The sequence below is a fragment of the Psychrobacter fjordensis genome (genome assembly GCF_904845995.1).
Classification (GTDB): domain Bacteria; phylum Pseudomonadota; class Gammaproteobacteria; order Pseudomonadales; family Moraxellaceae; genus Psychrobacter; species Psychrobacter fjordensis.
Genome location: NZ_CAJGYP010000002.1, coordinates 868,260 through 894,174, shown reverse-complemented (window position 1 = coordinate 894,174; position 25,915 = coordinate 868,260). Strand labels below are relative to the sequence as shown.

General features: G+C 43.2%; 22 protein-coding genes. 11 read left to right on the top strand and 11 right to left on the bottom strand.

Features of this window, described 5'->3' with window-relative positions:
- Positions 1–128: 128 nt before the first annotated feature.
- From JMW61_RS12150 to JMW61_RS12140, 3 genes are all read right to left on the bottom strand, one after another.
- Positions 129–602: a DUF2946 family protein gene (locus JMW61_RS12150; protein WP_201551621.1), complete on the bottom strand. Its 474-nt coding sequence runs from the start codon at positions 600–602 to the stop codon at positions 129–131.
- Between the two features lie 243 nt (positions 603–845).
- Entirely contained in the window at positions 846–1,211 is a 366-nt protein-coding gene (locus tag JMW61_RS12145) for a DUF3817 domain-containing protein (RefSeq protein WP_201551620.1), read from the bottom strand.
- 231 nt (positions 1,212–1,442) lie between these two features.
- Complete coding sequence (locus JMW61_RS12140) at positions 1,443–2,618, bottom strand: siderophore-interacting protein (protein ID WP_201551618.1); 1,176 nt, start codon at positions 2,616–2,618, stop codon at positions 1,443–1,445.
- A 151-nt stretch (positions 2,619–2,769) separates the two neighbouring features.
- On the opposite strand from JMW61_RS12140, the gene JMW61_RS12135 reads away from it, so the two are divergent.
- The 3 genes from JMW61_RS12135 to fhuB are packed head-to-tail and all read left to right on the top strand — an operon-like array spanning position 2,770 to position 6,785.
- The gene (locus tag JMW61_RS12135; RefSeq protein ID WP_201551616.1) at positions 2,770–3,534 is read left to right on the top strand and encodes an ABC transporter ATP-binding protein; all 765 of its coding nucleotides are present in this window, start codon (positions 2,770–2,772) and stop codon (positions 3,532–3,534) included.
- A 60-nt stretch (positions 3,535–3,594) separates the two neighbouring features.
- Positions 3,595–4,641, top strand: a complete 1,047-nt coding sequence (locus tag JMW61_RS12130) for an ABC transporter substrate-binding protein (protein ID WP_227687460.1) — start codon at positions 3,595–3,597, stop codon at positions 4,639–4,641.
- Positions 4,638–6,785, top strand: a complete 2,148-nt coding sequence (gene fhuB, locus JMW61_RS12125) for a Fe(3+)-hydroxamate ABC transporter permease FhuB (RefSeq protein WP_227687459.1) — start codon at positions 4,638–4,640, stop codon at positions 6,783–6,785. The genes JMW61_RS12130 and fhuB overlap by 4 nt, the downstream gene beginning before the upstream one ends.
- A 131-nt stretch (positions 6,786–6,916) precedes the next feature.
- On the opposite strand, the gene JMW61_RS12120 is transcribed toward fhuB, so the two are convergent.
- Positions 6,917–7,828, bottom strand: coding sequence for a LysR family transcriptional regulator (locus JMW61_RS12120; RefSeq protein ID WP_201551614.1), 912 nt, complete (start codon positions 7,826–7,828; stop codon positions 6,917–6,919).
- A gap of 158 nt (positions 7,829–7,986) precedes the next feature.
- On the opposite strand from JMW61_RS12120, the gene JMW61_RS12115 reads away from it, so the two are divergent.
- Together JMW61_RS12115 and JMW61_RS12110 are read left to right on the top strand one after the other, a co-directional pair.
- On the top strand, positions 7,987–9,177 hold the full coding sequence (locus tag JMW61_RS12115) for an MFS transporter (protein ID WP_201551612.1): 1,191 nt from the start codon (positions 7,987–7,989) through the stop codon (positions 9,175–9,177).
- 55 nt (positions 9,178–9,232) lie between these two features.
- Entirely contained in the window at positions 9,233–10,372 is a 1,140-nt protein-coding gene (locus JMW61_RS12110; RefSeq protein ID WP_201551610.1) for an MFS transporter, read from the top strand.
- 136 nt (positions 10,373–10,508) lie between these two features.
- Here the strand turns inward: JMW61_RS12110 and JMW61_RS12105 are convergent, their stop codons facing one another.
- The 3 genes from JMW61_RS12105 to JMW61_RS12095 all read right to left on the bottom strand — a co-directional run bounded on the left by JMW61_RS12105 (position 10,509) and on the right by JMW61_RS12095 (position 16,126).
- Entirely contained in the window at positions 10,509–11,672 is a 1,164-nt protein-coding gene (locus JMW61_RS12105; RefSeq protein ID WP_201551608.1) for a TauD/TfdA family dioxygenase, read from the bottom strand.
- 230 nt (positions 11,673–11,902) lie between these two features.
- Positions 11,903–14,692: a phosphoenolpyruvate carboxylase gene (gene ppc / locus JMW61_RS12100; RefSeq protein WP_201551942.1), complete on the bottom strand. Its 2,790-nt coding sequence runs from the start codon at positions 14,690–14,692 to the stop codon at positions 11,903–11,905.
- Positions 14,693–15,109: 417 nt separating this feature from the next.
- Positions 15,110–16,126 carry a bile acid:sodium symporter family protein gene (locus JMW61_RS12095; RefSeq protein WP_194196379.1) on the bottom strand — a complete coding sequence of 339 codons (1,017 nt, stop codon included), beginning with the start codon at positions 16,124–16,126 and terminating at the stop codon, positions 15,110–15,112.
- 382 nt (positions 16,127–16,508) lie between these two features.
- On the opposite strand from JMW61_RS12095, the gene JMW61_RS12090 reads away from it, so the two are divergent.
- The 6 genes from JMW61_RS12090 (at position 16,509) to JMW61_RS12065 (ending at position 21,989) form a co-directional block, all read left to right on the top strand.
- Complete coding sequence (locus tag JMW61_RS12090) at positions 16,509–16,967, top strand: MarR family winged helix-turn-helix transcriptional regulator (RefSeq protein WP_201551600.1); 459 nt, start codon at positions 16,509–16,511, stop codon at positions 16,965–16,967.
- A 93-nt stretch (positions 16,968–17,060) separates the two neighbouring features.
- The gene (locus JMW61_RS12085) at positions 17,061–17,594 is read left to right on the top strand and encodes a hypothetical protein (protein WP_201551598.1); all 534 of its coding nucleotides are present in this window, start codon (positions 17,061–17,063) and stop codon (positions 17,592–17,594) included.
- Positions 17,595–17,658: 64 nt separating this feature from the next.
- Positions 17,659–18,675, top strand: a complete 1,017-nt coding sequence (locus tag JMW61_RS12080; protein ID WP_201551596.1) for a YHYH protein — start codon at positions 17,659–17,661, stop codon at positions 18,673–18,675.
- The gene (locus JMW61_RS12075) at positions 18,662–19,504 is read left to right on the top strand and encodes a hypothetical protein (protein ID WP_201551594.1); all 843 of its coding nucleotides are present in this window, start codon (positions 18,662–18,664) and stop codon (positions 19,502–19,504) included. Before JMW61_RS12080 ends, JMW61_RS12075 begins: the two co-directional genes overlap by 14 nt.
- A gap of 98 nt (positions 19,505–19,602) precedes the next feature.
- Positions 19,603–21,249: a phosphatase PAP2 family protein gene (locus JMW61_RS12070; protein ID WP_227687494.1), complete on the top strand. Its 1,647-nt coding sequence runs from the start codon at positions 19,603–19,605 to the stop codon at positions 21,247–21,249.
- Between the two features lie 92 nt (positions 21,250–21,341).
- The gene (locus JMW61_RS12065) at positions 21,342–21,989 is read left to right on the top strand and encodes a glutathione S-transferase (protein ID WP_201551590.1); all 648 of its coding nucleotides are present in this window, start codon (positions 21,342–21,344) and stop codon (positions 21,987–21,989) included.
- 254 nt (positions 21,990–22,243) lie between these two features.
- Here the strand turns inward: JMW61_RS12065 and JMW61_RS12060 are convergent, their stop codons facing one another.
- The 4 genes from JMW61_RS12060 to JMW61_RS12045 form a co-directional block, all read right to left on the bottom strand.
- Complete coding sequence (locus JMW61_RS12060) at positions 22,244–22,597, bottom strand: hypothetical protein (protein ID WP_201551588.1); 354 nt, start codon at positions 22,595–22,597, stop codon at positions 22,244–22,246.
- Between the two features lie 69 nt (positions 22,598–22,666).
- Complete coding sequence (locus JMW61_RS12055) at positions 22,667–22,927, bottom strand: hypothetical protein (RefSeq protein WP_201551586.1); 261 nt, start codon at positions 22,925–22,927, stop codon at positions 22,667–22,669.
- Between the two features lie 639 nt (positions 22,928–23,566).
- Complete coding sequence (locus JMW61_RS12050) at positions 23,567–25,051, bottom strand: histidine kinase dimerization/phospho-acceptor domain-containing protein (protein WP_201551584.1); 1,485 nt, start codon at positions 25,049–25,051, stop codon at positions 23,567–23,569.
- A complete protein-coding gene (locus JMW61_RS12045) occupies positions 25,041–25,760 on the bottom strand; it encodes a heavy metal response regulator transcription factor (RefSeq protein ID WP_201551581.1) in 720 nt (239 codons plus the stop codon). Before JMW61_RS12045 ends, JMW61_RS12050 begins: the two co-directional genes overlap by 11 nt.
- Between the last annotated feature and the right edge of the window lie 155 nt (positions 25,761–25,915).

Genomic DNA, 25,915 nt, shown 5'->3' with positions numbered 1-25,915 from the left:
GCGCATTAATAATGATAATAGCTCGCTGTACGACGCTATATACGGTCGTCAGTTATGCTCTCAACGTTTTATCGTTGAGCGGGTTACCAACTGTTAAATCAGCTGTCAATATTATTGGTAGTGACTGATTAAGCAATCAGGATAAAGGGAGGGGCACGGGAGAATGGTCGTAAGAAGCCAGTTGCATAATAGACCTCTATCGTAGGTGTTATCATCGCTACAATAGTAGTTAGCTCAATGAGATTGAATTCAGGTGATTTGATGATAAGCGGAGTGATAACTGCTGACATGGATGTACAGATGTCACAGCTATTATGTTGTTGCGCGTTGTGCTCAGAATGTGAGGCTGGCTCTGCATGTACAGATATTGCTGCTTCAGAATGATGCTGCGAGTGCATGCTATGATCATGAGAGGCTGATACGACAGGCGCAAGCTCAATACAAATGCCATGACCCAGACTGGCGTTGTCACTCCATAAAGGCGTCAATAATGGAGTAGTGTGCAGCAGCCATGCAAGACATGCCAGTAGCATGCCTGTCCACATCATTGCTGGTGATAATAGTGAATATCGCCGCGCATTATTGGGTTGTTTTAGCGTCATAGTATGTTCATTGCACTAGGGCATATTCTTAATTTAATCGATAGCCTTATCACTGATACAATCAAAAAAGAAAAATTAACAAGACTTATAAGGAATGCTATTCTACGGTAATTACCTTACTCATTACAAGGAATAAAATATTGAAGGTGGTATTGATAAAATGGCAAAAAAATACCCCGATACGTCTTTTATGAGACGCATTGGGGTATCTTGTTTATCTATACTAGAAAGATGTTTTTACGCTTACTTTTCTGCATTTTTGTTCAAGGTTTTTTTCAAAAAATGATCGAATACAAATGGTCCAAAGGGTAAAAATGATCCAAGGACGCCTGCAGGCATGGCCCAGAGTGGCATTTTTATTCTACCGACAGTAATTAGTAGGACAAGGATATAAGCGATAAATAATATGCCGTGTGCCATACCGATATATTTTACCGCTTCGGGCATGCCCATCATATATTTAAGTGGCATGGCAATACCCATTAACAATAAGAAAGAAGTGCCTTCTAGATAGCCGACAACGGTTAATACCTTTAACGATGAATGCTGTTTTTTGCTAAGGCCAGTTGTTTCACTGCTAGTGGGGCTGGTGGTCTGAGCTTGTGACACGTTGTGTTCCTTTCGGTATTATTGAATGCACCATATGATACTGGCTTTGTTCCATGCTTTGAAGGATTGCTTTGTGTCAGTGACTATATAGTCCATTATTAGGGTAGACCCCAGAACATGTTCTCACTCCAATCTCTTCAAAACTTGTGTATCTCTCATCTGCTCAGCATCATTCATATAGACTCAGCTTTTACTGTCTTAGCTTTTATTATATTAGGCTTTAAGCCTGCTTCAGTCCTGACGCCAATAGACTTTAACGACCGCATCAGCGCGCTCTAATGTGAGTCTTTGTTTGAGTAACCGACGCAGTGATTTTGCGGCACCTGCTTCAAGCGCTCCCCAGACCTTATCAATTTTTAGCGGATGCGTGGCTAGATAGTCGCCCACCGTATTGTCTATCAATGTGGCTAGCTCTTTTCCTGAATTTACCTGACCTGTCACTAATGGCAGTACTATAAATTTATTATCTGTATTGCTTTCTATGTCACTGCTCATGTTATCAGTGTTTATTTTGACGTCATTAAAATAAGCCTGATCTTTTTCATCTTGAGTAACACAGAGGATAAGTGGTGGTAGAGGATTGTCCCACAGCTCCAGTAAGCGTGCTACGGTCGGCATCGAAGTCTCATCTGCTACTAGCAGCGCTTGGCCTTCATGCAGATGCTCAACTTTCTCTGGAAACTCGCGCTTACTGATCACGCTATCACCTGCTTGCAATGAGCTCGCCCAATTGCCGCCAGAGGTATCTCCGTGTAGGAACACATCAACCCATGCCTGCATACCGTCCGAGGTTGACCATGCTTTTCTTAATGTGTAATAGCAATGAGAGCGCGAAGGGCGATCATGCTCATCAGTGACGTTATGCTCTAAATCAAATAAGTACGCATAACCTGCTTCATTAACGGGTACCGGATTAGAGGTATTGGTTTCTGGTGCCGTTAAGACCAGACGCAGCATGTTTTCGCTGACCTGATAGCTGTCTTGTACGATGAATTTTTGCTCGGTCAATTTGATGGTTTTTTTGCCGAATTTTTTATCTGCGCGTTGTTTAAGCAAAATGTATTGCGTCTGTAGTTCGCTAAGCTGTGTGATAGGCGCGGTAAAGGGGATAAAAAAATCATGATCTTGAGCGGCTGTATTTTGAGCATTTGCGCGCGGATGCGCTGAATCGTTCGGCTGTACTCGTAACGCGATACCTTCAGCATAAATATCAGTCAACTGTATATCTGCGTTATCCATCTCATCGGTCGTCAGGGAAGTAAACGCCTTCAAAAATCCGAGTAACTCGTCGAAATGCTCTTCATTGATATGAGCAATGGTATGGGCAAGTTCTGGGATATCTAGAGGAGTGTAAACGTTCGATTGAATATCAGGCTCATTTTTAGCAGATGAAATAGAATAGGTCATATATGTACTCACGAACAATTGTGCATGAAAGATTAAGAGAGTTGTATTTTATCTTAATGATAATTGTTTTTATTACGGTTTACGAGTAAAATCGGTTTTTATTGGCTTTCCAATATAAATACCACGACTTAAATTAATGACGAGTATCGCTATGTTACGTGCAAACCAACTGACTATCAGTCGTCAAGGAAACACCTTGCTAGACAATGTGAGCTGTGAGATTGATACCAATCAATTGGTTGCTTTGGTGGGACATAATGGCTCTGGCAAGTCAACTTTGATCAAAGCGTTGGCAGGCGAGATGATAAGTAATGGCGGTAGCGTCAGCTTAGATGATCGTCCTATGAGTAGCTACAGTAGCAAGGAGCTGGCACGACAAATGACATATTTGCCGCAGCAACTGCCTGAGGCTGCTGGGTTTACGGTACGTGAGCTGGTCATGCTGGGGCGTTACCCGCACCAAAAATGGCTACAAAAACCCACTCAGATAGACAAAGATAAAGTCGCAGAAGCGATGCGTACCACACAAGTTGAGGCGTTCGCTGACCGTATTACGGCCACATTATCAGGCGGGGAGCGGGCGCGTGTTTGGCTGGCGATGTGCCTGGCGCAAGACACTCGATACTTGCTATTAGATGAGCCTTTGGCAGCACTTGATATGCATTATCAGCTTGAAGTGATTCAACTGATTCGTCGTTTGGTGGATGAGCAGGGCTTGAGTGTGATCATTATTGTCCATGATATCAATCTGGCCGCGCAGTATGCTGATCGAGTTATCGCACTGAAAAACGGCCAAGTGTGCCACAACGGTGATATCCAAAGCACCATGCAACCAGACATATTACACAATATCTTCAATGTCGATATGCAATTGCTCAGTCATCCTATCACTGGGCAACCTGTCGCCATCGCTTAATATTTGCCTCATCTTTTTTATTCGCCTGTTTCATCTTATTCGCTCAAAAGATAGGTCGCTATGTTCCCTGCTCTTTATAAAAATAATATCTCAAAAAATATCTCAATAAATGCTATCAAACCGTCAATCAGAAACTGCTCACCAGACTCTCCAAAGGTGCGACTAAAGCGGTTGTCTCTTGTCGTCAGCTTGGCATTAACCACTATGCTAACTGCGTGTCAGGAGCCAGTGACTGAGCAAAAAGATGTTCAGGCAACTGCTCAAACAGCTGCTCAGGTAGACGGCGCGCCGCATGTGAAAATTAATATTGCCTCGCCTGATTGGGGCAACGCAGCAACCTTGACGGCGATGGGCTATCCACCGATTGCCACGGGCGATGTGAGAGTATGGGACAGATGGGTAGGGACGCCGACATTACCGCCAGCGACGATTGATTTGGGTATTCGTTATCAGCCTAATGCCGAGTTGGTAGCGCAGTTGCCAGTTGATTTGGTTGTAGACAATTCATTTTATCAACATGCCCGCAATTTATATGGTGATGTCCCTGCTGAATCTGTGATGTTCGCAGCCAAAGGGGATACTGCGACATGGGCCGATTATACTGAGCCAACTCGCAAATTAGGTAAGCTGATTAACGAGCCAAAATTGGCTGAAGATTATATTGCAAAAAGTAATGACGACATAGGTATTGCTGGTGAACGGCTACAACAGCGCTATCCAAATGTAAAAAAATTCGCTGTGGTTCAGTTTGCTGATGCCAATAATATGCGTATGTATGTGGCAAACAGTTTGTTTCAGCCTGCATTAGCGCACATGGGCAAAGAGCTTGATGTGTTAGGTAAGGGCAATCAATGGGGTTTTGTGCCAATACGTATGGGTGATTTGGCTACGTTAGATAATGATACTTGCTTATTGATTATTAATCCTTTGAGTCCAATCACGCGTGCTGAGATTGATGACAGTTTGATATGGCAGCGTCTAAGCTATGGTCATGATCGTTGTGTGGGCGAGTTACCGCCAGTATGGATCTATGGCGGTATGGCATCACTGGTCGGTTTGGCAAATAATTTATCAAATGTCACACTAAAAGGTGGTGCAGCCTCATGAGCATCCATACCGCCGAGCATCCTCATAACCTGCCTGCTGACAATACTACTAATAATGTTGATTCTATGTCCTCACTTTCATCGCCTTCGTTGTCTAAGCCGTTAAAGAACACGAAAAATCCAACAAATCCATTACCCCCATCTCCAGAGTCACCTCGGTCAGATGCCTCTGCTAGCTCATGGCGACTATGGAGCATGTTCATTGTGCTTCTGGCCTTGTCACTATGGAGTGGTTGGACGTTAATCGTGCAAGAATGGACACGACCGATTGGTGATCTGTTGATGCCAAGCTCACAGCTGGATATTGCCAGTATGGCGACACAGCTGCACTTGGTCGCAACCAGTATCGTGGCAATATTGGCAGGTGGACTGCTTGGGGTCGTCAGTATTTTACTCCAGCAATTGGTCAAAAACCCATTGGCATCAGACACCACTTTGGGTGTGGGTGTGGGTGCGCAACTGGCCATGCTAATCGTGACCCTGTTTTTGCCAAGCTTGGCAATTTATGGTGGTATTTATGTGGCGTTTGTCGGTGCGATTATCAGTATGGGCTTGGTATTTGCCTTGTCAGCGCCCAGTCGCTTTAACCCGTTGATTTTAATACTTGCAGGCTTAGTGGTAAATATCTTACTCGCTGCGGTGGCCAATGTCTTGGTGTTATTTTTCGCTGAGCGCAGCAATGGTATGTTGTCATGGGCTGCAGGGTTTTTGGCACAGAATAGCTGGCATACCAGTACGACGCTATCGATAACCGCAGTTGTGATGTTGGTCGTATGCCTGCCACTGTTAAAACCACTGACGCTGATGAGCTTAGATGACTTGCAAGCCAAGCGTTTAGGCGTACCTATTAATAGTATTCGCGCGCTAGTGGTGTTGCTCGTCGCTATCGTAACTGCATTGGTCGTGAGTGAAGTTGGGCTGATTGGCTTTATCGGATTGGGTGCTGCTAGTCTGGTCAATGCGTTGGGTATTTCTTCTATTAGCAAGCGTTTAGTCATCGCCTTCGTATTGGGTGCGCTATTACTATGGCTGACCAGTAATGTTGCGTTATTGCTAGAGCCTATACTTGACATGCAGATTCCAGCAGGTGCAATGACGGGCATCCTCGGTGCTCCGTTAATTATCTGGCTGATTTTGCGTCAGCGCCGTGAGCAGATAGAGACGGTAACCCCAATGATTACCGGTAAGGATAAGCCGGTCGTATTATGGCGCTGGGGTATTGGCGTGGTTGCACTCATCGCGTTGGCATGTTTGTTCGTCCAAGATATCAATGGCTGGGTATTCAGTACCGACTGGGCCATTACTCAGCAATATCGACTGCCTCGCAGTTTGAGCGCGGCGGCAACGGGTCTAATGCTTGCTATCGCTGGTGTACTATTACAAACGCTCACGCGCAATCCAATGGCGAGCCCAGAAGTATTGGGGGTCAGCTCGGGCGCTGCGCTTGGCGTTATTTTAGGGTTTTTGCTGCTGCCTAGTTTGGGGCTGTCCGCAGGTGCGGGTACGTTGCTTATCTCAGGATTGTCTGGTGCCATGGCGGTGTTGCTATTGGTTATTTGGCTGGCACGTCGAGTAAGTTCAGGCTATCTATTATTGGTCGGTATTGGGATCGCTGCCATGATGGATGGGGTGATGCATATGGTGAAGATATCTGGCGATCCGCGTCTAGAAGCGATGCTTAGCTGGCTATCAGGAACGACCTATAGCGCCCAGCCTAGTACGGTTTGGTATCTTATTGCGATTGCCTTTATTCTGTTTGCACTAAGTTTGCTGGTGATAAAACCTTTGCGTATCCTCGGTTTGGGTACAGGCGTAGCTCGTAATTTGGGCGTCGCCGTCAAGCCCGTGACCCTTGCATTGTTGGTATTGGTAGCGGCACTGAGTACGGCCAGTACTTTGGCTGTCGGGCCACTGAGCTTTATTGGCTTGATGGTGCCACATTTGGCGACGTCGCTAGGTGCGATAAAGATTGAGCGTCAATTGCCATTAGCCGCCTTGCTCGGTGCAGGTGTGATGGTGATAGCAGATTGGATTGGGCGTTATGTTATCTTTCCTTATGAGCTGCCTGCGGGTACTGTGGCGGCTATTATTGGTGGCGCATATTTCTTATGGTTGATTCGCAAAGTACCTGTTTCTGCGAGTTGATGGTTCTCGTATTGGTAACTCTGTTCAGTGCTAAAGATATAATGAGTAACCTTTGAGCTTGTATGTTGATATGTGAATAGTATTAAGCCCCATTTTTCTATAAACCAGACGAATGGGGCTTTTTTGTGGGTTTAATATGCCATGCTTTGCTGTATGTCATCTGTTGCGTTTAATGCAACCGCTACGAAAGCGGCAGCCGTTGCACTGTTATTGGTCTGCTTGTATTGGATATGCACGGGTATGTGTGTGCTGACATTGTTTAGCATCATAAAGTGACAGCCCTCGCTATACAGTTTGCGTACGCAATAAGGCGCAATCGCCACGCCTAAGCCTGCAGCTACTTCGGTTACCAATGTCTGCATGTGCTTGGGTTGACTGATAATATTGGGCGAAAACCCAGCTTGTTTACATAGCATGATGGTTTCATCAAATAGACCAACCGCTTCATCACGGTTAAAAATAATAAACTTATCATCTTTCAGCTGCGCCAAGTCAATGGTTTGTTGATCGGCCAATGCATGGCTCTGGTTCACAATCGCCACTAATTTATCGATATAAATACTGTGGCTAACAAAGTCATTAGCAATAGCGCTTGGCAATGGCCTAGAAAAACCAATATCGATGCGGTCATTATTAAACGCTTCTATCTGTTCGGTCACCGTCATCTCAAACAAGGACACATGCACGTGCGGAAATTTTTCTTTATAACTGCGTACCAATGTGGCCATGAAGGTCAGACATGCTGAGCTTAAATGCGCAATATTGAGCGTACCTACCTGTCCGTCATGGGCTCGTTTAACTTGTGTCTTCGCTTGCTCTGCTAAGCTCAAAATAACAGCGGCGTCTTTCAATAGTTGCTCGCCAGCGGGTGTGATAGTCACTTCACGAGAAGTACGGTTAAACAGAACAACACCCAATTCTGTCTCTAACGATGAGATATGGCGACTGATGGCAGGTTGTACGGTATACAGCTCACGCGCTGCTTCCGAAAAGCTCTGGTGCTTGGCCACTGCCATAAAGCTTTTGAGTGTTTTTATATCCATATCATCAATCCCTTTTATTAATATCTTTCATCAAAATCTTGCTCAATCTTAGTTTTTTATCTATACAGTATTTGTATGGATTCAATCATATACTATCATTTTTGTTATGGTTTGATAGGCTCTATACTTGCGGCATGATTTATTAAGCCGAGATAACAATGGATAAGCCAGTACCAGCACTAAACCAATCGTCAAGCCAGTCGTTAAGCAGATTTATTCTACTGTTAATGACCGCCGCGATTGCCGCAACCGCCGCCAACCTTTATTACAATCAGCCGATTTTACCGCTCATTGGCCATGAATTTGATTTGACCGACTCACAACTGGGCAGTATTCCGGCATTGACGCAGTTTGGTTATGCCTTTGCTTTACTGTTCCTCTCACCATTGGGCGATTCGATTGCGCGTAGACGCCTGATTGGTATTCTGTCGTGCTTATTAGTAGCAGCTTGTGTTTTTGCAGCGATATCACCCAGTTTACCTGTACTGCTGCTATCGGTGTTTTTGATTGGTGTCAGCGCCAATATTACCCAGCAGCTCATTCCGTTTGCCGCATCCATGGTATCTCCTGAAAACAAAGGTGCAACCCTTGGTACTCTCATGATGGGTTTGACCATAGGTATTCTGCTATCTAGAACATTAAGTGGGTTTGTAGGGGAGCAATTCGGTTGGCGCAGCGTGTTTGTGATGTCTGCAGCGCTTGCCGCTATCTTTGGGATATTACTGCGGGTATTTTTGCCAACCAACACCCCGCAAACCACACTGCGTTACTTTCCGCTTATCAAAAGTAGCTTGGCACTGTTTATAAAACACAAATCCCTGCAAAAATTCACCCTTGCAGGCGCATTTTGGTTTGCCTCATTCAACGTACTGTGGGCAACACTGGCGATTTATGTCAGCGATGCGCCTTTTAATTACAATGCACAGCAAGCAGGACTATTTGGTGTGATTGCGCTGGCAGGCGTGATAGGGGCTAAATCCTCTGGCAAATGGGTCAATAAATTGGGTTCTAAAACCTTAGTAATGATTGCGTTGGCATTAGCTGCCACAGGCTTCGCTATTACAGGATTGTTCGCAGGTAGTTTGGTATCGCTGATTGTCGGTATTATTTTAATCGATTTTGCTGTATTCAGTGCGCAAGTGGCCAATCAGGTTCGCGTTTTTAGTATCGATCCGGCAGCTCAAAGCCGCATCAACGGTATTTATATGTTGGGTTACTACACAGGTGGGGCATTGGGGTCTATGGCGGGTGTCAAAGCCTTTGCCTTATACCAATGGCCAGGAGTAGTGGTGGTCAGCATCGTCTTTATCATCATCAGCGCAATATTCAATTCATTCGCCAAAAAATAAGTGATATCAGTACAGTTATATTCGTACATGGATATCGAAACGACTAGGGACACATATGAACCAATTAAAAACCGCAGGTAGTTTTACCTTACTGTGTATTGCCAGTTTGACCATTATGGTCGGCACGTTACTGGCACCTGGCTTGGTCAGCATTTCGGCAGGCTTGGGCATTACCGACAACAGCGTGCTATTAATCACCTTGCCGTCATTGGGTGCGGTGGTATTTGCGCCACTGGCTGGCAAGTTAATCGATAAATATGGGGCGTATAAGCTCTTAATAATCGGTTTGTTTTTATACGGGCTTGCAGGTGCCAGTGCTTATCTTTTACATGGGCCAGCACAGGTGTTTAGCAATCGGTTTTTATTGGGCGGTATAACATCGGTTGTCATGGCGAGTTGTACGGTATTAATCTCTACGTGGTATCAGGGTGAAGCACGCCTAAAGATGATTGCTAAACAAGGCATGGCAGTAGAGCTGGGTGGGGTCATATTCTTATTTTTAGGTGGGTTGCTGGCCTCACAGTTCTGGGCATTACCGCTATCGATTTATTTAATGGCGTGGGTATTTTTGGCCATGCTATTACTGTTTGTACCACGGCATCATGCCGCTACAGCAGAGAATACACAGATTGCTGAAGACGATAGCAAAACCGTCATTAGTGGCCTATCTCTAAAAAATGTTTATCTTATCTCAACCTTAGCGATGACCATCTTTTTCACCTCAACCGTGTTATTACCCATCACCATGCATGAGTTGAGCTATAACGAATCACAAATCGGTCAACTATTGGCCTTTATCTCTTTGGTTGCTGTCGTTACCGCAGGCTTTATGCCCAAAATAATCAAATGGTTAAATGAACCCAAAGTATTGGCATTGGCATTTTTAGCATTTGCGTTATCGTATATTTGCTTTACGCAAACCAGCACCTTGCTATTAGTATTAGGCGCGCTATTGATCGGCATTGGCTTTGGTTTTAGTATTCCGTTGTTGAACCACATGACAGTCGAGTTGAGCGCTGCTAACGTACGTGGCCGTAACTTATCCTATTTTACGATGGCAGTGTTTTCGGGTCAGTTCTTCACATCATTTATGGAGTACATGCCGGGCAGCGCACATAACGTGTTTATTATGTGTAGCGTGTTGAGCGTCATCATTAGCATGGTGTTATTTGTGAAAGGCCGTAAAGCTACTTGAGTTAGCACTTATACTTTTAATGAAAGAACATGAAGGAAGCAGCTTAGAGTCATCAACAGACACTGAGCCAAACAATGATGCTCTTGCTCTTTATATTACAATCACAATCACAGCATCAGTTAGCCTGTGGGTCGTGTTAAGCCAGTTGCTTTTTAAGCGTTCTTAAGCGACTTTTAAATTCTGAGCGGTCAACATAACAGCCTTTGAGACGACGCTCACCGACGTTTTCATCAAAGGCATTACGCCCATGCAGGACTCGGCGGTTATCAAAAACCACCATTTGACCAGCTGCTAGTTTTAACTCAATTTTATAGCGATTGTCTTTTAGTCGAGCCATCAGCTCTCGATAAGCGAGATAGTAGTCGTACATAATATCGCTTGGCAAATCAAAAACATCTGCAAGATGCGCATTGTATTTGATTTCGACAATATTGCCAAAGTTGTCTAGATTGATGACGGGGTGGTGCTCACGGATATCATGGGCGCTGTCATGAAAACGAAAGGGGATGGCATATTCTGCAAGCAAGCGAAAATACTCAGGCTGCTCTTTTCGTAACCCTTCTAACACCTTTAACCCATCTACGAAAGTAGATTCACCGCCTATGCTTTCATTACTCAAAAAATGCAAAAATTGATAGCCTGGAGGCAGTTCCTGATTTGGCAAGTCGGTATGCAAAGGTAATGAGAGCGAGGTATAAGCCAAATTAATCGGTGACTTTTCTGATATCACATCAAAGGTCATGCCAAAATTGGTCTGCCGTAAATAATCAACTCGCATGGCTGTCTGCACACCAGCATCAGAGTCATCTGGCATATTATCAATAATGGTAAGTCCATATTTATCCAGCGCACTCATCCACTCATATAAAGCGCTGTCACTGGTCATGATGCTCTGCTGGTCATACATGGGGATGTGGTCAATAAACGTGCCATCCCAACTTTCATAAGGACTGCTATGGTCCTTGGCCAATGCGCTAGAATAACCAAACTCACGTAACCAGCTTTGTTCAAAGTAGCTGATATGCGCTTGTTCTGACCATTCAATCGTCAGCGTTGTCTCATCAAAAGAGACAGATAGTGGATGGATATCTTTTGAGATACTCAGTAAATCAAAGCTACGCTCGCCAGTTTGGGGATGGAAAGCCGATGGGCAGTTATCACGCAGCCAGATATAGTGATAGGTGCTGTCGACACCATCATTCCAGCGTATTTGAATGGCGCGGTCAATGAGCGCAATTGATTCTATTTGATAGTCATTTGCTGCGATGTCTAGAGATGGTGTTGCTTGAGGCGTTTCCATTGGAGCAGACCCTACATATACATGAAGTAAAAATATATTTTACGGTATCTTGTTAGGATCGGTTATTCAAACACTGAATTACGAATCACCTAATAGGTAATATCAATCAACACAGTACTAAACTGCGATTGAGATCTAGTAAGCTGTTTTCTGAAGGGTTTTAAAAAAATTGAGGCTTCGCGAACGAAACCTCAATTGGTAGAAGTGTTTAATTTGTCCCACAGCTGCTCTTAACCAGTATTACGTAAACCCGCTGCCAGTGCATTAATACTACGGATTAATGGGTCTTCAACTTGCAAGTTATTCAGCTCGCTGCTGGCTATATTATCTGATCCATCTGCTTGTCTAGCACGCTTCAACAGCTCAATCTGTATATAGTTAATCGGGTCTAGATAAGCGTCACGCCATTGCAGGGATGAAGCAAGGTTTTGCTGATTGGATAATAAAGAGTCTTGTTCAAGCAGAGAGTTTAAGCCTGAATTGGTCAGCGTGTGTTCATCGGTGACCGCTGTCATGATTTTTTCGCGTAACGGCTCATCATCACACAGTTGGCTATAAGCCTCGGCAATATTCATATTGGCTTTGGTAAAGGCCATTTCGATATTACTGATAAACACGCTAAAAAATGGCCAGTGCTTATTCATCTCTTTCATCAATGCTTCGTCTTTTTTGACGCTATCTAACGCACTACCGACGCCATACCAAGCAGGTAGGGTAAAGCGTGCCAATGACCAGCCAAACACCCAAGGAATCGCTCGCAAGGTGGTTTTACTTGGTAGGCCTTTTTTGCGATGGGCTGGACGTGATCCAATGTTTAATAGAGAGATTTCTTGTACAGGGGTGACCTCGGAGTAGAATTTATAAAACCCTTCGGTATGATCGGTCAGCTCGCGATAGCGTTGTTCACCTGCGTCTGCTAAGCGTGCAAACAGCGCTTCGTAATTTGGTAACTCAGTAGGTTGCACCACAAATCTGGACGAGCAGGCTTTGAGTGTGCCCGTGATACCCATGGTCAGCTCAAACACAGCGGTGTCAGTATTGGCATACTTAGCATATAGCACTTCGCCTTGTTCAGTCACTTTAATCTGACCATGTAGCGTGCCAGCGGGCTGTGCAGCGATGGCATTATGCGTTGACCCACCACCACGGCTCACCGATCCGCCGCGACCATGGAACAGTCGTGTTTTTATGCCATATTGCTCAGCGATATGGTTGATGGTTTGCTGTGCACTATAAAGCTGCCACGCCGAGGTGATGATGCCGCCATCTTTCGATGAGTCTGAGTAACCCAACATGATCTCTTGCGTATTATCGGTATTCTGTAGCAGTCCACGATACAGCGGATTATCTAACACGGCAGGCAAGATTTTATCGATGTTTTTAAGATCTTCGATGGTCTCAAACAACGGTGCGACAGGTAGGTCAGCAGACAATTGACCGTCAGCATCAATCGTACATAAACCTGCAAACCGCATTAATAGCAACACTTCTAGTAGCTGACTGGCATTATTAGTCATTGAAATGACGTAACTACCAAATGTGTCTTGACCAACCAATTTGCGTAGGGTGGCGACTGAATTCATCAGCGCTAACTGCTCGCGTGTTTTGTCTGCTAGGTTGTCAGTATAAATGAGCGGTGTGCCCGGTTTTTCTAGCAAGCGTGTCAGCCACTCTCGACGCTCTACTTCACTGAGCGCTTGATAGTCTGGTAGGTTAGAGGCACTGGCAAAAATATCAGCAATGACTTCGCTATGATAAGACGACTCCTGACGGATATCGAGCGCTGCCAAATGAAAGCCGCAGGTTTTGACCAGACGAACGACATCGAGCAATAACCCATCTGCATGTGCTGTGTCATGAGTATTCACGCTATGACGGATAATGCGTAAGTCTTCTAGTAACGCTTCTGGGTTGGAATACGCATCTTTTTCGGCCTCGATATCCGTACCTTTGCTTTGAATACGGCGATTGGTGGCTTTGACTTTAGTCAGGATGATAGAGAGCAGTCGACGATAAGGCTCGTTGCTGTAATCATCGAGATTGTAGTCAAATACTCGCTGATCGAGTTCATCATAACTTTTGATTTTGGCATACACCTCAGGCTCGACTGTCACGATCGTATCACTGTGAATGAGCTGGCGGCGCAGTTTTTTGATCAATACTTGATAGTGGCGCAACACCGTGTCTGCATGCATCAATACAGCACGTTCTGTGGTTTCAAAAGTCACAAAAGGATTGCCATCTCTGTCGCCACCGATCCAAGAGCCAAAGCTAATAAATGCAGGTAACGGATAATCTGTCAGCTCTGGGTAGATATCGATGATGGCTTTTTTAATATTGCGATACACTTTAGGAATGGCATTAAACAAACTGGCATTAAAGTAGTGCAGTCCATTATTGATTTCATCATAGACCAGTGGCTTACGGGTACGCACTTCATCAGATGACCATAACAAGTCAATCGTTTGTGCGGTTTGGTCTTTTGCCTGCTCGTAAGCGACACTGTTTTTATCCAGATTGTTTAGCGCATCGCTGTGTGTGAATAGGCTTTGTAACATGTTCATCGTCGTGCGGCGACGAGCTTCGGTAGGATGGGCGGTGAACACTGGGATGAATTTTAGCTGATCAATCAGCTCTTGCATTTGGGCAGGTTCGATATTGCGCTCACGGCACTCAAGTAGCGTACGACGGAACGAGCCTTCCCAGCTATGTTCTGACTGCATGCGTTGAGCGTGGCGTTGCTCACGTAAGTAGTTCTCTTCACTTAGATTGGCTAGGAAAAAATAGATAGAAAAGCTACGAATAACATTTTTTAAGGTTTGATTGTCTAGAGAGGCAATGAAGTCGATGAGCTGCTGCTTATTTTCTTCGTTAGGCTCGCGGCGTTGTTGAATAAAACCTTTGCGTAGAGTTTCAATCGTATGAATTGTTTTTTCGCCAGTTTGGCGAGAAATCGCATCGCCTAAAAATGATCCTAATAAGCTGATGCGCTCACGTAATACGTTATTATCTATAGTCATCATTAACCTTCTCATTAAATGGGTTGGCAATATATGAAAATCATGATTTTAATATATTGTTATTGACGGGTATTCATTGGCTGCTTTTATTATTTTGACTGTCCAAGCAATTTACCACATTAACCATAGCAAAACTAATGTGCTACTGGTATAAATTTTTCTCGCGAAATGCATTTAGAATTTATCAAAGTTGTCAAATAACTCACATTAACTCTACGACAGTACTTCAAAATGAATTAACTGTCGTTTAATAAATTTGCTTTAAGATATGAAGTTGCGATCAAGGGTATTGCTCTTGAAGTAGCTGGCTAGTAGCCAATAATCTAGGGCGTATCATCATATAGATTGTGGGTCTTTATATCAGAAAGATGGATGACAGGCCCTAGCGTAGTGCTTTCAGTCTTACCTTTTTCAATATTAACTATTTTTGATGGGTTTACCAAGATCTACGATGGCTTCCGCATCGATAGTAGTAGGGGACTTTGCTTGCTGACGTTTATCCCACCAAGCAAAGATATTTGCCAATACAGAGCCGGATACAGAATGCCAGATACAAGCAACGGCAGCAGCGATGGCTGATTCTGCATTACCAGGGAAAAACTTGGTACTTAGACCTGTGGCTAAACCTGCATTTTGTACACCAACCTCAATAGATATGGTGCGTTTTTTGGCTTTATTCATACCAAAGAGTGCGCCTGAGTAGTAGCCCAATACATAGCCGATGATATTGTGTACGGCAATGGCTAAAATGACGACCAATCCTGATTGTAAAAACTGACTGCCAAATACGGCCGCAACGCCACCGACGATAGCGGCAAAAGCCAAGACAGCAACGCCTGGCATAATGGCACGTACATCATTAAACCAGTGCTTGTTGTGAAATAAAATATTTAGCATAGAACCAATAGCGACTGGTAACAACGTCACTAGAAGCATAAAGCGGAACATGCCCCAGCCATCCATTTCGACTGATTGACCCACCAGATAGTTCAACCAAAGTGGCGTTACTAAAGGCGCAATGATGGTCGAGACAGTGGTCATACCTACTGAAAACGCCACATCACCTTTAGCCAGATAACTCATGATGTTCGAAGACACACCACCTGGACAAGTGCCGACTAAGACCAAACCCAGTGTCAAGCCGGGTGAGAGATCAAAAAGGCGAGCCACGCCAATGGCCAATATTGGCATCACGGTATATTGAATGATAGAACCAATAAAAATATCTAGTGGGCGCTTGGCCAATACTTTGTAATCTTCTTTGCCTAACGTCATACCCATTGCTAGCATGATGACACCCAGCACAATGACTTGGGTATCGCCTGTCACCCAAGAAAAAGTCGCAGGCTCTATAAATGTCACTGCCGCTGCCAAAATAATAACCAATGCTGTAAATCGACTCAATTGCTGACTTATCATCCCTAAAAACTGCATCTCTCACTCCTTCTAAGTCGAAAAATACTAAAGTATAAGTTTAAAGCCGTTGTATTTCCAATAGGTTTGGGGTGTTTTTAGCCAACAATAAGTTGCTATTATGACAACTTTAAATATTTTCCATTTTTGATACAGAGGGGACTATTTGATCAAAATTACGGATAGCTGACCATATCGTTACCTTTCTTTAACTTCCACAATTTTAGATGCCGTTATAATTGCTTATAATTTAGTGTATGTAATCTAAATAACACTTCATTTATGAAGCATATGTATAAGGTGCTATGCAAATTAACGTTATTCTTTGCAGTAGAATTATTTCACAATAGCATCATATTGTTAGTATACTAACAATTAACATGCTAACTAAATGATATCTAATATGCCTAATCAACCTTATCAGTTTCACTTTTTTTTGCATTGTGGTCATCTCATCGAAGAGCGTCTGCGTACCAAACTGACCCCTTTAGAGATTATGCCGCGTCAAGCACGCGTGTTAGATGCACTCGGAAGAATGGGGCAAGCATCACAAGTGCAATTGGCTGACGAGTTTGGATTGTCTGCTGCAAGCATGAGCACGATGACAGCACGTTTATTGACAGCGGGTTTAATCGAAAGACGTGTCGATGAGCATGAGCTGCGCAGTAACATCCTCAAGCTTTCCAAGCACGGGAAAGGTTTATTAACACAGATTTATGAAGTATGGCGCGAATTAGATCAAGAAATATATGAGGCGATAGGGTCTGAAAATGCGACGCAACTTGCCAAAATTACTCATGAGTTACGCAATGCGTTTGGTGGTTTTACACCAGGTGAGAATAGCTCGAATTCAGAAGAATAAGCGCATAGTTAGTTAATTAAGTTCAACACGCCCTAGTATTTTTATAAGAGATTTTTCACCTATTCAGTCTAACCAGCTATCAGGAACCTTACGATGTCGACTTCTATTCAATCACTTGTTCGATCAAAAAGTATTATCAAACACCTATCTTTACTGACGTTACTAACCACGTCTTCTTACGCCTTTGCGCTCGATGTAAATTTTGTGGACAGCAAATGGGATGGAGCAACGATACCCAAGGGGCAACAGTGCCAAAAATTTGATGGGGTCAATCCAGGCACACCCAAGCTGAGCGTATCTGATATTCCGGCAGGGTCAGACAGCGTAGTGTTAGTCTACAGTGACCGCGACTCTAAAAAAATGAACAATGGTGGCCATGGCATTATGAATTACACCCTACCAAAAGGCTCAACTACGGTTCAGTTGCCGATTGTGGCTGGACACAGTTATGAGATGCCAAAAGGGTTTGAGATAATTGGAGAGCATCGCGGTGCTGGCTGGGACAAAGAAGGGGCGTATATGCCGCCTTGCTCTGGTGGTAGTGGTCATGAATATTACGTCACGGTTCAAACCTATAAAGGCAATACGGTCACTGCTGAAACCGTGTTAGAGCTAGGTAAGTTTTAATCAGTAATGTGGTATTGGTTATAAAAAAATTTAATCAACTATTTATATAAAGGGGATACTATTTATGCAACTTTCTACTGCTAAATTCGGCTTAAGCTGCTTAGCCTTGACACTCGCATCGGGCGGACTGTTCGCTTGTAGTAGCGAGGTGTCGAACACTAGTGAAAGTACGTCTAACAGTGTATCTAGCAAAAATGCAGATACCGTCATGCCTTCGGTACAACCGTCTTATTTTTTGAGTGATGGCTTGGTTGAGCCTATTAGTAAGGTGTCATGCTCATTGTCAGATGGCAGCACTGGTGAATGCTATAAAATCGTTACCGAAAATAAGCCAAGTGACGTTGGTATGGGGCCGTGGTGTCCGAGCAATATTTCAGATGATGCCTCAAAAGGTGGGATTTGGCTAGAAGGCGGCGAAGTCCATGATGTTGATGGCGAGTTCGTTAAAAACTTAGCAGAGTTCTATGGCGATAGCAACTGGAATATGTATAACAAAACCACTGGGAAAATTATAAAAACATCAACGCTTGAGGACTGTGTCGCTGCGGCCAACCCCAACGTCGGTGCAGAGTATCGTAACTATTGTGTGGAGTGCTTGCCAGAGTACGCCGCAGATTTGACCGATACTTTCTATATACCAGTGACGCCAAAAGCCTCAGCAAGTATCACTGAGTTCGGTGGCCCAGGCCCTCAATCGAGAGGTCCATCGGTACGCGGTATTGCCTTTAATGGTGTACGTTTTGATGCGCCAGCACCTGTCAGTAATATCTTAGGCGCTTATACGCTTGCGCCGTTTGACGATGCTGGTGGGCATATCAACTCTCATGAAGGTTACCATTATCACGCTGCCACTGGTCTAACGACTAAGATTGAACAAGAAGACGGTCATGCACCAATGATAGGTTATGCACTTGATGGTTATGGCATATACGCTAATACTGATGCAGAGGGTAATGAATATACCGATCTGGATGAAGCACGTGGTCATTATGATGATGTGAGAGGGTATCACTATCATGTGGACAAAGCAGGCAATAACAACTTCATCAACGGATTGCGTGGTGTGTATGCTGAAGACTAGTTTGTCATCAACGACGGTTGCGTGCTTAGCTGCATTTGGACTGAGTATCGTGAGCGTCAATGCGACTGCCCACAACCCCAATACCTCGATTTTTATACTGTCGAAAGCGGCTGATGGCAAATATTTGGTGCGTCTAGATGGTGCTTTAACTGGAGTAGAGGCGCAAATTAACGAAACGTACTCGATCGACGCGTATAAAACGGCGGAGGAGTTTCAGCAGTTAGCCAATGAGCACTTTGTTAAGTCATTGGCTTTATCTATCAATGACCAGCCCATTAAAGTAGTGAACCCCAATGTACAGCTGGGCCACGGCACACAGTTCTCTGCCGAGGCGCAGGGTATTGGCGATACGGTCGAATCTATTGATTTGACCAATACGTTCTTTAAAGACTTGCATGGCAACCGAATGACGGTCGTATTGCTGTCTGATCAATTTCCAAAGACGCAATATACGCTTAGTGATAGCAATGAGCATCATTTAAGTTTACAGTTGGTTGATGGTCAGTGGCAACAAAATAACAGCGATGCATTGCCTATGACAGCTGATGGTGCTCAACCGCATACTCATGATGAAAGTGGTCAAGAGGGAAACCCTCATGATGAAGGCAGCCATGACGAAGACGGCCATGACGTAGATAATCATTCGCATGAATCTGCTGATGATCTAGCACTAGATAGTGTTTTAGATGATGATAAAATAAAATTAGCAAGCACGCCGACATTGGCTGCAGCAGACAAGAGCTTGTTTGGTTCTATCTATGTATTGGGTATTGGTGCTGTAATAGCATTGCTGATAGGTGCAAGGTGGTTTTTTAAGAAAAAACAGTAGGAGCATGGCGTGTGGTGTCAATCTAGACATCACGCCCAGAGCTTTTCCCAAACAATATAAACAGGTCAGCATATTTCAAGGCTATTTAATTGAACACTGTGTCTACGCATCTTTTGTCTACGACTCGTGCGCCATCGAAATCAACACGTCTTAGACATCTGGCTCTTGCATTATCCATATTTTATCTGCTCTATAACGTGACGACTTTGTATAGTGTTTCATTATATAAACTCTACCCATCGACAATTCATAATCTCGCCATGCCGTTCGATAGCGCCATTCCTTTCATTCCAGCTATGATTGTTCCTTATAGCTGGTCGTTGATTTTATTTGTTGTCAGCTTTTTTTTAGTACGGACATCCACGCAATTATCTTTATTGAGTTATCGCCTAATCTTAGCGACCATCTTTGCCTGTTTGATCTTCTATTTTTATCCTGCTCGTTTTTCATTCAGTCGGCCGATACCTGATGATTGGACGCAGTTCGGCTATCAGTTTTTGCAATTGGTAGACAAGCCATTTAATCAATTGCCATCATTGCATGTCAGTTATGCCATATTGCTTGGCGTGTCATTATGGGATATTGCAGGGTCTAGAAAATCATGGGTTTCAGGGGCTTATCGGTTATTGCTTACTGGCATATGTACATTGATTGCTCTTTCCACGGTGTTGACGTATCAACATCATTTGCTAGACATGCTAGGCGGGGCAGTATTGGCCATTTTGGTGCTTATGCTGTCGAATCGAATCCGTAATGCACTGGTAATCAAGTATTTGGCAGTGGGTAGTATCGGGTTTTTGTTAATAGCGATTGCAGGGTTTTACCTTGCCAATATGAGTATGATAGTGTCTGAAGTTGTAGAAAACTTAGCCATTATTATTGCTTCATACTGGCTGATCAGTTTTATAATGTTGGCTTGTGCCTATCAACAGGCCAAGCCAATACGGGATACACGCTGGTTTCAAAAGTCCAATAGTGGAAGACTCACCATATATACTTGGATGAAGTTTGCGCCAATCATTATCATTTATAATGGTATGTCATTTTTGGGACAGTGGTATTTTAAAGTTGCCTCGAAAAGTCAAAGACATCTGCTCACACCATATGCTATTAATGATAGGGTCAAAGTTGTGGCTTCCCCTCGATTGAGGCAGGCTGATTTGCATAGCCATTTAGCGCATTGGCTGTTTGACTGCACTTCATTAGAATGGCCGAGTTTGCCAGAAAAACTGCCGTCCTCAGTTCATTATCAGATTATCGTCATTGATTTAGCTGCTGAGATATCTAGTCATGTTTATCATCTTGAAGTAGCTGCTAACGGTATCACTAAGATGCCTGTTCATTACTTATATTTGCCTTTACTGGACTTGCAGCCATTGAGTGATGTATTGCTTAAAGACTATATTGATCTATTTAAGCGACTTGAAGCTTTGACACAATCAGCAGAAACGCGAGCGATAAACGCTAATAATGAGAGTCAGGTAGAGGGTAGTCAGGTAAAAGATGGTCAGGTAAAGGATAGCCTCACTACGATTATCAATTTCCATTGCGTGATGGGGTTATCACGTAGCATCGGCGTGCAGGTTTTATATTTATTATATTGTGGTACGCTAACCATTCATAGCTATCAATCGTGGATTGAACAGCATTATCCACATGCGCATCTTTCAGAGCATTATCTGCCACAGTCATTGGTAGAAGCGGTGGCCAATTATAAATCTATCGAATATCCAACAACTCCTTAATGCACATTGATGTCAGTGGGTCTGTGTCTACTGGCTTCTCTTTATTTACTCTTTACCTACTGTTTAATTCCTATTCAACTATGGAAATATCTATGAACGCTTCACTGCCTTGCTTGTACTCTTTTCGTCGCTGTCCCTATGCTATGCGTGCTCGTCTTGGTTTATTATTTGCCGAGTTACCGGTAGAGCTACGAGAAATCACGCTAAAGAATAAGCCAGAGCAGATGCTAGCGATTAGTCCAAAAGGTACGGTACCAGTATTACAGCTTTCAGATGGGTCGGTGATTGAAGAGAGTGCAGAGATCATGATGTGGGTGCTTGAGCAAAAAGATCCGCAAGGACTGCTGGATGAAAGCGTTTTATCTCAGGGCAAATCTTTGATGGCACAAAACGACAATGAGTTTAAACAGTGGCTAGATCGCTACAAATATGCCGATCGTCATCCTGAAATGACTCAGACAGAGTATCGACAAAAAGGTGAGGTTTTTTTGCAGGATTTAGAAGCGCTACTGATTAAGAATACGTATCTACTAGGCAATAGCGTGACTGTTGCTGATATTGGTATTATGCCGTTCATTCGTCAGTTTGCCCATGTAGATCGTGATATCTTTTATAGTTTGCCTTATCCGAAATTGCAACTATGGCTAAAAAATTGGTTGGCGCATCCATTATTCATACAAGCCATGACGAAGTTTCAGCCATGGCAAGAGGGAGATGCGGTAGTGGTTTTTTCTTCTTAATATTAGGGCGTGTCCTCAATTCAAACGAGTGTCCTCTAAATGGGCTGAAAACAGCTAAATTTTGCCAAACATCGTCAAATAGTTGGTCAATATCTCGATATTATCTGCACTATTTTCCTCGTTTGACGGCAATTTATCTCATTTTTATCACCATTTTTAAAATGAGGACACGCCCTAGGGTCTGTCATCAGTAGACCCAAAGCTGTAAGTCTAATACAGTCGTGTAAATAGACATGAATAACAGCTCTCTTTACTTATCCATGTTTTCTATCTTGTTCGAACTTACTATCTTTGTGCTTTGTTTTGCTGTCATGATGCGCGTCTTTCTGCTTAGCTTTTTGTTTTGCTCGCAGCTCTGCATCATGCTTGGCTTTTTGTTTCGATTTCAGATCTGAGTGATACTTTGATTCTGCCTTATGTTTAGCTTTGGCTTTAATTTCTGCATTGTGCTTGGCTTTTTGCTTGGCCTCTATCGAATTTTTTTGTTTTTGGGTCAAATGATGCGTATCTGGTTGGGGCGCAGCGTTTGCTTGACCAATCGCAGCAAAGCAAGTAGATACAGCAATTAGTGAGCTGATGGCAATGTTTTTCATGTTGAATTTTTTCATGGTAAAGCCCTTTTAAGCTCATTATAAGCATTTATTAAGTGGTTAAAGAGGTATGAATATAAATTTGCTCTATCGAACGACGACCACTTTTTTTGTTGGATGTTTTGCTTTCGCTACGACAACTTGCTTGGCCTTATGTTTTGCTTTAACAACGACCACTTTTTTCGCTTTAGGCTGGACTTTTTTAACGACTACTACTTGTGTTGCTTTAGGTTTTTCTTTGACAACGATCACTTGTGGTGCGGCATTTGCTGTGCCGACCATTGCAAAGCAAGTAGATACAGCAATTAGTGAACTGATGGCGATATTTTTCAAGTTAATGTTTTTCATAGTAAGGTCCTTTTAATCTCATTATAAGTATGAGTATTTATTGAGTGGTTAGAAATATAAATAGAACGTCGCTCTATCGAATAAGGAAATCATAACGGATTGCAGTGTTACGTACGTTTATGAAAGTTAAAGAAAGGTGACGTTTTCTAGCCAATATTCAATCATTCACACTAACGCACGTGAGTTGTGCGAGTGATAGGAAAATTAGCAATACTCTAGAGAGGATACTTACTCAAGACCCTCACTTTGTTTTCCCCTTTAAGGGTCTGATACATTCTGACAAGCTTGTTAGTTACTCTATTAAGAGACTAAATTATTAATGGATTGTGATACGAATAGAGTTTGCTGTTATGACAGCGAGCAATAAGCTGGCGAATGATATGTTGCTTGGTGAGTATCCAGACCATCATTGAGAGATGAGTCAGACAGCATGTTGGCAATAGGCAGGGGGTACGGAATTTAGAAGAGTTGCTAGCTGATAGTACTAACTTATTATTTATACAAGAAAGCCATGACTGAGTTTCAGCCATGGCAAGAGAGAAGTGATGTGGTGGTTGTTCCTGTTTAGTACTAATTAGCACTGAGTTTTTCTAACCCATCGTTAACGTACCGCCATAATTTAGATGGCTCTCACTTAAATTAAGCCCTCAATAGCTCAACACTGACTTGAAAGTAATAATCATCTTTAATAGTCACGCTGACATTACCTTTATGAGCTTGTGCAATCGTTTGGACGATTGATAACCCTAAGCCCGCTCCTGTGTGCTTGTTATCTGTTTTATGATGACGATAAAAACGCTCAGATAATTTATCTGCCTCTAGCGGGGTCATTGGCTCATCTAAACGATTGGTCATCACGATTTTTAGAGAAGATTGCTTCAATGCAGGTGATGATACCTTTTGTAGACCATTCCTAGTTGTATGCGTCATCGTCGAATCTCCAGTCGAAAAGGCTTCAATAGTGATGCTACTATCACTCGCTGCATAATAAGTGGCATTTGATATCAAATTGGCAAATAATCTCTGCAATAAACTTTCATCTCCCAATACGGCTTGGAAGTTACCTGTCTTTTGAAAGGTAATGTTACGCTCTTCCGCTACCAGCTCATAATAAGAGATAAGGTTGGTCATCATTGACTCGGTATCGATACGATTGAGCTGTGAATCAGACAGCCCTTTTTGGGTTTTTGCGAGTAGTAGCATGTTGTTGATTAGCGCAGATAGTTGCTCGAGGGTGTCATGCTGATGATGCAGTTGTTCGACGTATTCATTACAGCTTCTATTTTTGCTGAGCATCACTTGAGTTTGAGTGCTAAGCGTGGCAAGCGGAGTACGCAGCTCATGCGCGATATTATCCGAAAAGCGAGACAGCGATTCAAAATTGCTTTCAAGGGTTGCCATCATGAGATTGTAAGATTCAGCCAGTGGTCGTAGCTCTCGAGGCATATCAGTAACGATGACCCTTTCATCCAAGCGCTCAGGATTAATGCCTTTCATTTTTTGGACGATGGTAGATAACGGTGCAAAACCCCAGTAGACACTCATGGCGGCCACTGATATCAGTAGCAGTGTGATTATCCCTAAAATAATACTTAACTGACGATTGAAGTGTAATAGGTATTGCTGATGGACATCGATAGGTAAGGCAATCAGTGCCAATGTTTGGTTGTTTTGAATAATAATGGCATGGTAGTTTTTACCGTTCATTGCCAATGAAAACTGTTGCTCATGGTAGGTGTCCCATAATGGCAATACTTGAAAGTCTTCGGGTAAAAAGGCTGAAAATCCGCTAGGGGCGCTCGATAGTAGTTTTCCATTTTTATCAAAAATAAGGGTTTTTATATCGTAATCAAGCCATGAAGTATGCAGGTGGTCCGCATCAGCAGGTGAAGATAATGTCAAAGCATTAGATAGAGTCGTTTGTTCATCAGTGCTATTGACACGTTTGCGCAGGTTGAAGGCGGCATGAGACAGCATTTCAGTATCCATTTGATCGAAATGGTTACTGACAGAGCGCTGAACCCAGATATAGATGATGGCTTGAGAGATAACGACAAATATCGTTAGTAAGAAAATAGTACGCCATAACAAAGGCAAGCGCCGATTGTGGATATTACTCTTCATTGTGTGCGTACTCAGCGTTGTCATTGCTATCGTCGGGTACATCTAACTTATAACCCATACCTCGTACGGTATGAATCAGTTTTATATCAAAGTCATCATCGATTTTTAGACGCAAACGACGAATGGCAACATCAATGACGTTGGTGTCACTATCAAAGTTCATATCCCAGACTTGAGAGGCAATGACAGAGCGCGGTAATACCTCGCCATGGTGCTCTAAAAAGAACTGCAGTAGAGAGAACTCTTTAGCAGTAAGTTTTATGGTGGTGTGACCTCTATTGACTGTGCGCTTGGAGAGATCCATCTTTAAGTCTGCGATTTGCATGATGCTGCTTTTATAATCTGCTTGATTAGCACGGCGTAGCAAACTCTTGATTCTTACAATCAATTCAGCAAAAGCAAAAGGCTTGGTCAGATAGTCATCACCACCAATCTCAATACCTTTGATTCTGTCGCTCAGATCATCTTTTGCTGTCAAAAACAGCACAGGCGTATAGTTTCCAGCCGCTCTATAATTGCGGATTAACTCAAAGCCGCTAATGTCTGGCAACATGACATCCATGACTACCACGCTGAAATCATCCGTCATCAACGCATGATGACCATCTAAACCAGTCATATAGTGGTCTACAATAAAACCTGCTTCGGTTAATCCTTTTTTAATATATTCACCGAGTTTTATTTCATCTTCAACCAGTAGTACTTTCATATTTTCTCTATTTAGTATGATGTGCGTATTTATCACAACTGAAGTGCATGGGCATGAATAGGGTAGATGCCATTAATGCTATCAGGTGTTTAGGATTCAAGTTATATTAGTTTTTGATACGTCAATTCTGTGTGGCAGTATATGTTTGATAGAAA

Coding starts and splice junctions, on each gene's coding strand:
- JMW61_RS12080 (WP_201551596.1), top strand. CDS start 17,659: ATGCAACTTTCTACTGCTAAATTCGGCTTAAGCTGCTTAGCCTTGACA.
- JMW61_RS12090 (WP_201551600.1), top strand. CDS start 16,509: ATGCCTAATCAACCTTATCAGTTTCACTTTTTTTTGCATTGTGGTCAT.
- JMW61_RS12075 (WP_201551594.1), top strand. CDS start 18,662: ATGCTGAAGACTAGTTTGTCATCAACGACGGTTGCGTGCTTAGCTGCA.
- JMW61_RS12050 (WP_201551584.1), bottom strand. CDS start 25,051: ATGAAGAGTAATATCCACAATCGGCGCTTGCCTTTGTTATGGCGTACT.
- JMW61_RS12105 (WP_201551608.1), bottom strand. CDS start 11,672: ATGGAAACGCCTCAAGCAACACCATCTCTAGACATCGCAGCAAATGAC.
- JMW61_RS12140 (WP_201551618.1), bottom strand. CDS start 2,618: ATGACCTATTCTATTTCATCTGCTAAAAATGAGCCTGATATTCAATCG.
- JMW61_RS12110 (WP_201551610.1), top strand. CDS start 9,233: ATGAACCAATTAAAAACCGCAGGTAGTTTTACCTTACTGTGTATTGCC.
- JMW61_RS12045 (WP_201551581.1), bottom strand. CDS start 25,760: ATGAAAGTACTACTGGTTGAAGATGAAATAAAACTCGGTGAATATATT.
- JMW61_RS12120 (WP_201551614.1), bottom strand. CDS start 7,828: ATGGATATAAAAACACTCAAAAGCTTTATGGCAGTGGCCAAGCACCAG.
- ppc (WP_201551942.1), bottom strand. CDS start 14,692: ATGACTATAGATAATAACGTATTACGTGAGCGCATCAGCTTATTAGGA.
- JMW61_RS12115 (WP_201551612.1), top strand. CDS start 7,987: ATGGATAAGCCAGTACCAGCACTAAACCAATCGTCAAGCCAGTCGTTA.
- JMW61_RS12065 (WP_201551590.1), top strand. CDS start 21,342: ATGAACGCTTCACTGCCTTGCTTGTACTCTTTTCGTCGCTGTCCCTAT.
- JMW61_RS12095 (WP_194196379.1), bottom strand. CDS start 16,126: ATGCAGTTTTTAGGGATGATAAGTCAGCAATTGAGTCGATTTACAGCA.
- JMW61_RS12135 (WP_201551616.1), top strand. CDS start 2,770: ATGTTACGTGCAAACCAACTGACTATCAGTCGTCAAGGAAACACCTTG.
- JMW61_RS12085 (WP_201551598.1), top strand. CDS start 17,061: ATGTCGACTTCTATTCAATCACTTGTTCGATCAAAAAGTATTATCAAA.
- JMW61_RS12130 (WP_227687460.1), top strand. CDS start 3,595: ATGTTCCCTGCTCTTTATAAAAATAATATCTCAAAAAATATCTCAATA.
- fhuB (WP_227687459.1), top strand. CDS start 4,638: ATGAGCATCCATACCGCCGAGCATCCTCATAACCTGCCTGCTGACAAT.
- JMW61_RS12150 (WP_201551621.1), bottom strand. CDS start 602: ATGACGCTAAAACAACCCAATAATGCGCGGCGATATTCACTATTATCA.
- JMW61_RS12055 (WP_201551586.1), bottom strand. CDS start 22,927: ATGAAAAACATTAACTTGAAAAATATCGCCATCAGTTCACTAATTGCT.
- JMW61_RS12060 (WP_201551588.1), bottom strand. CDS start 22,597: ATGAAAAAATTCAACATGAAAAACATTGCCATCAGCTCACTAATTGCT.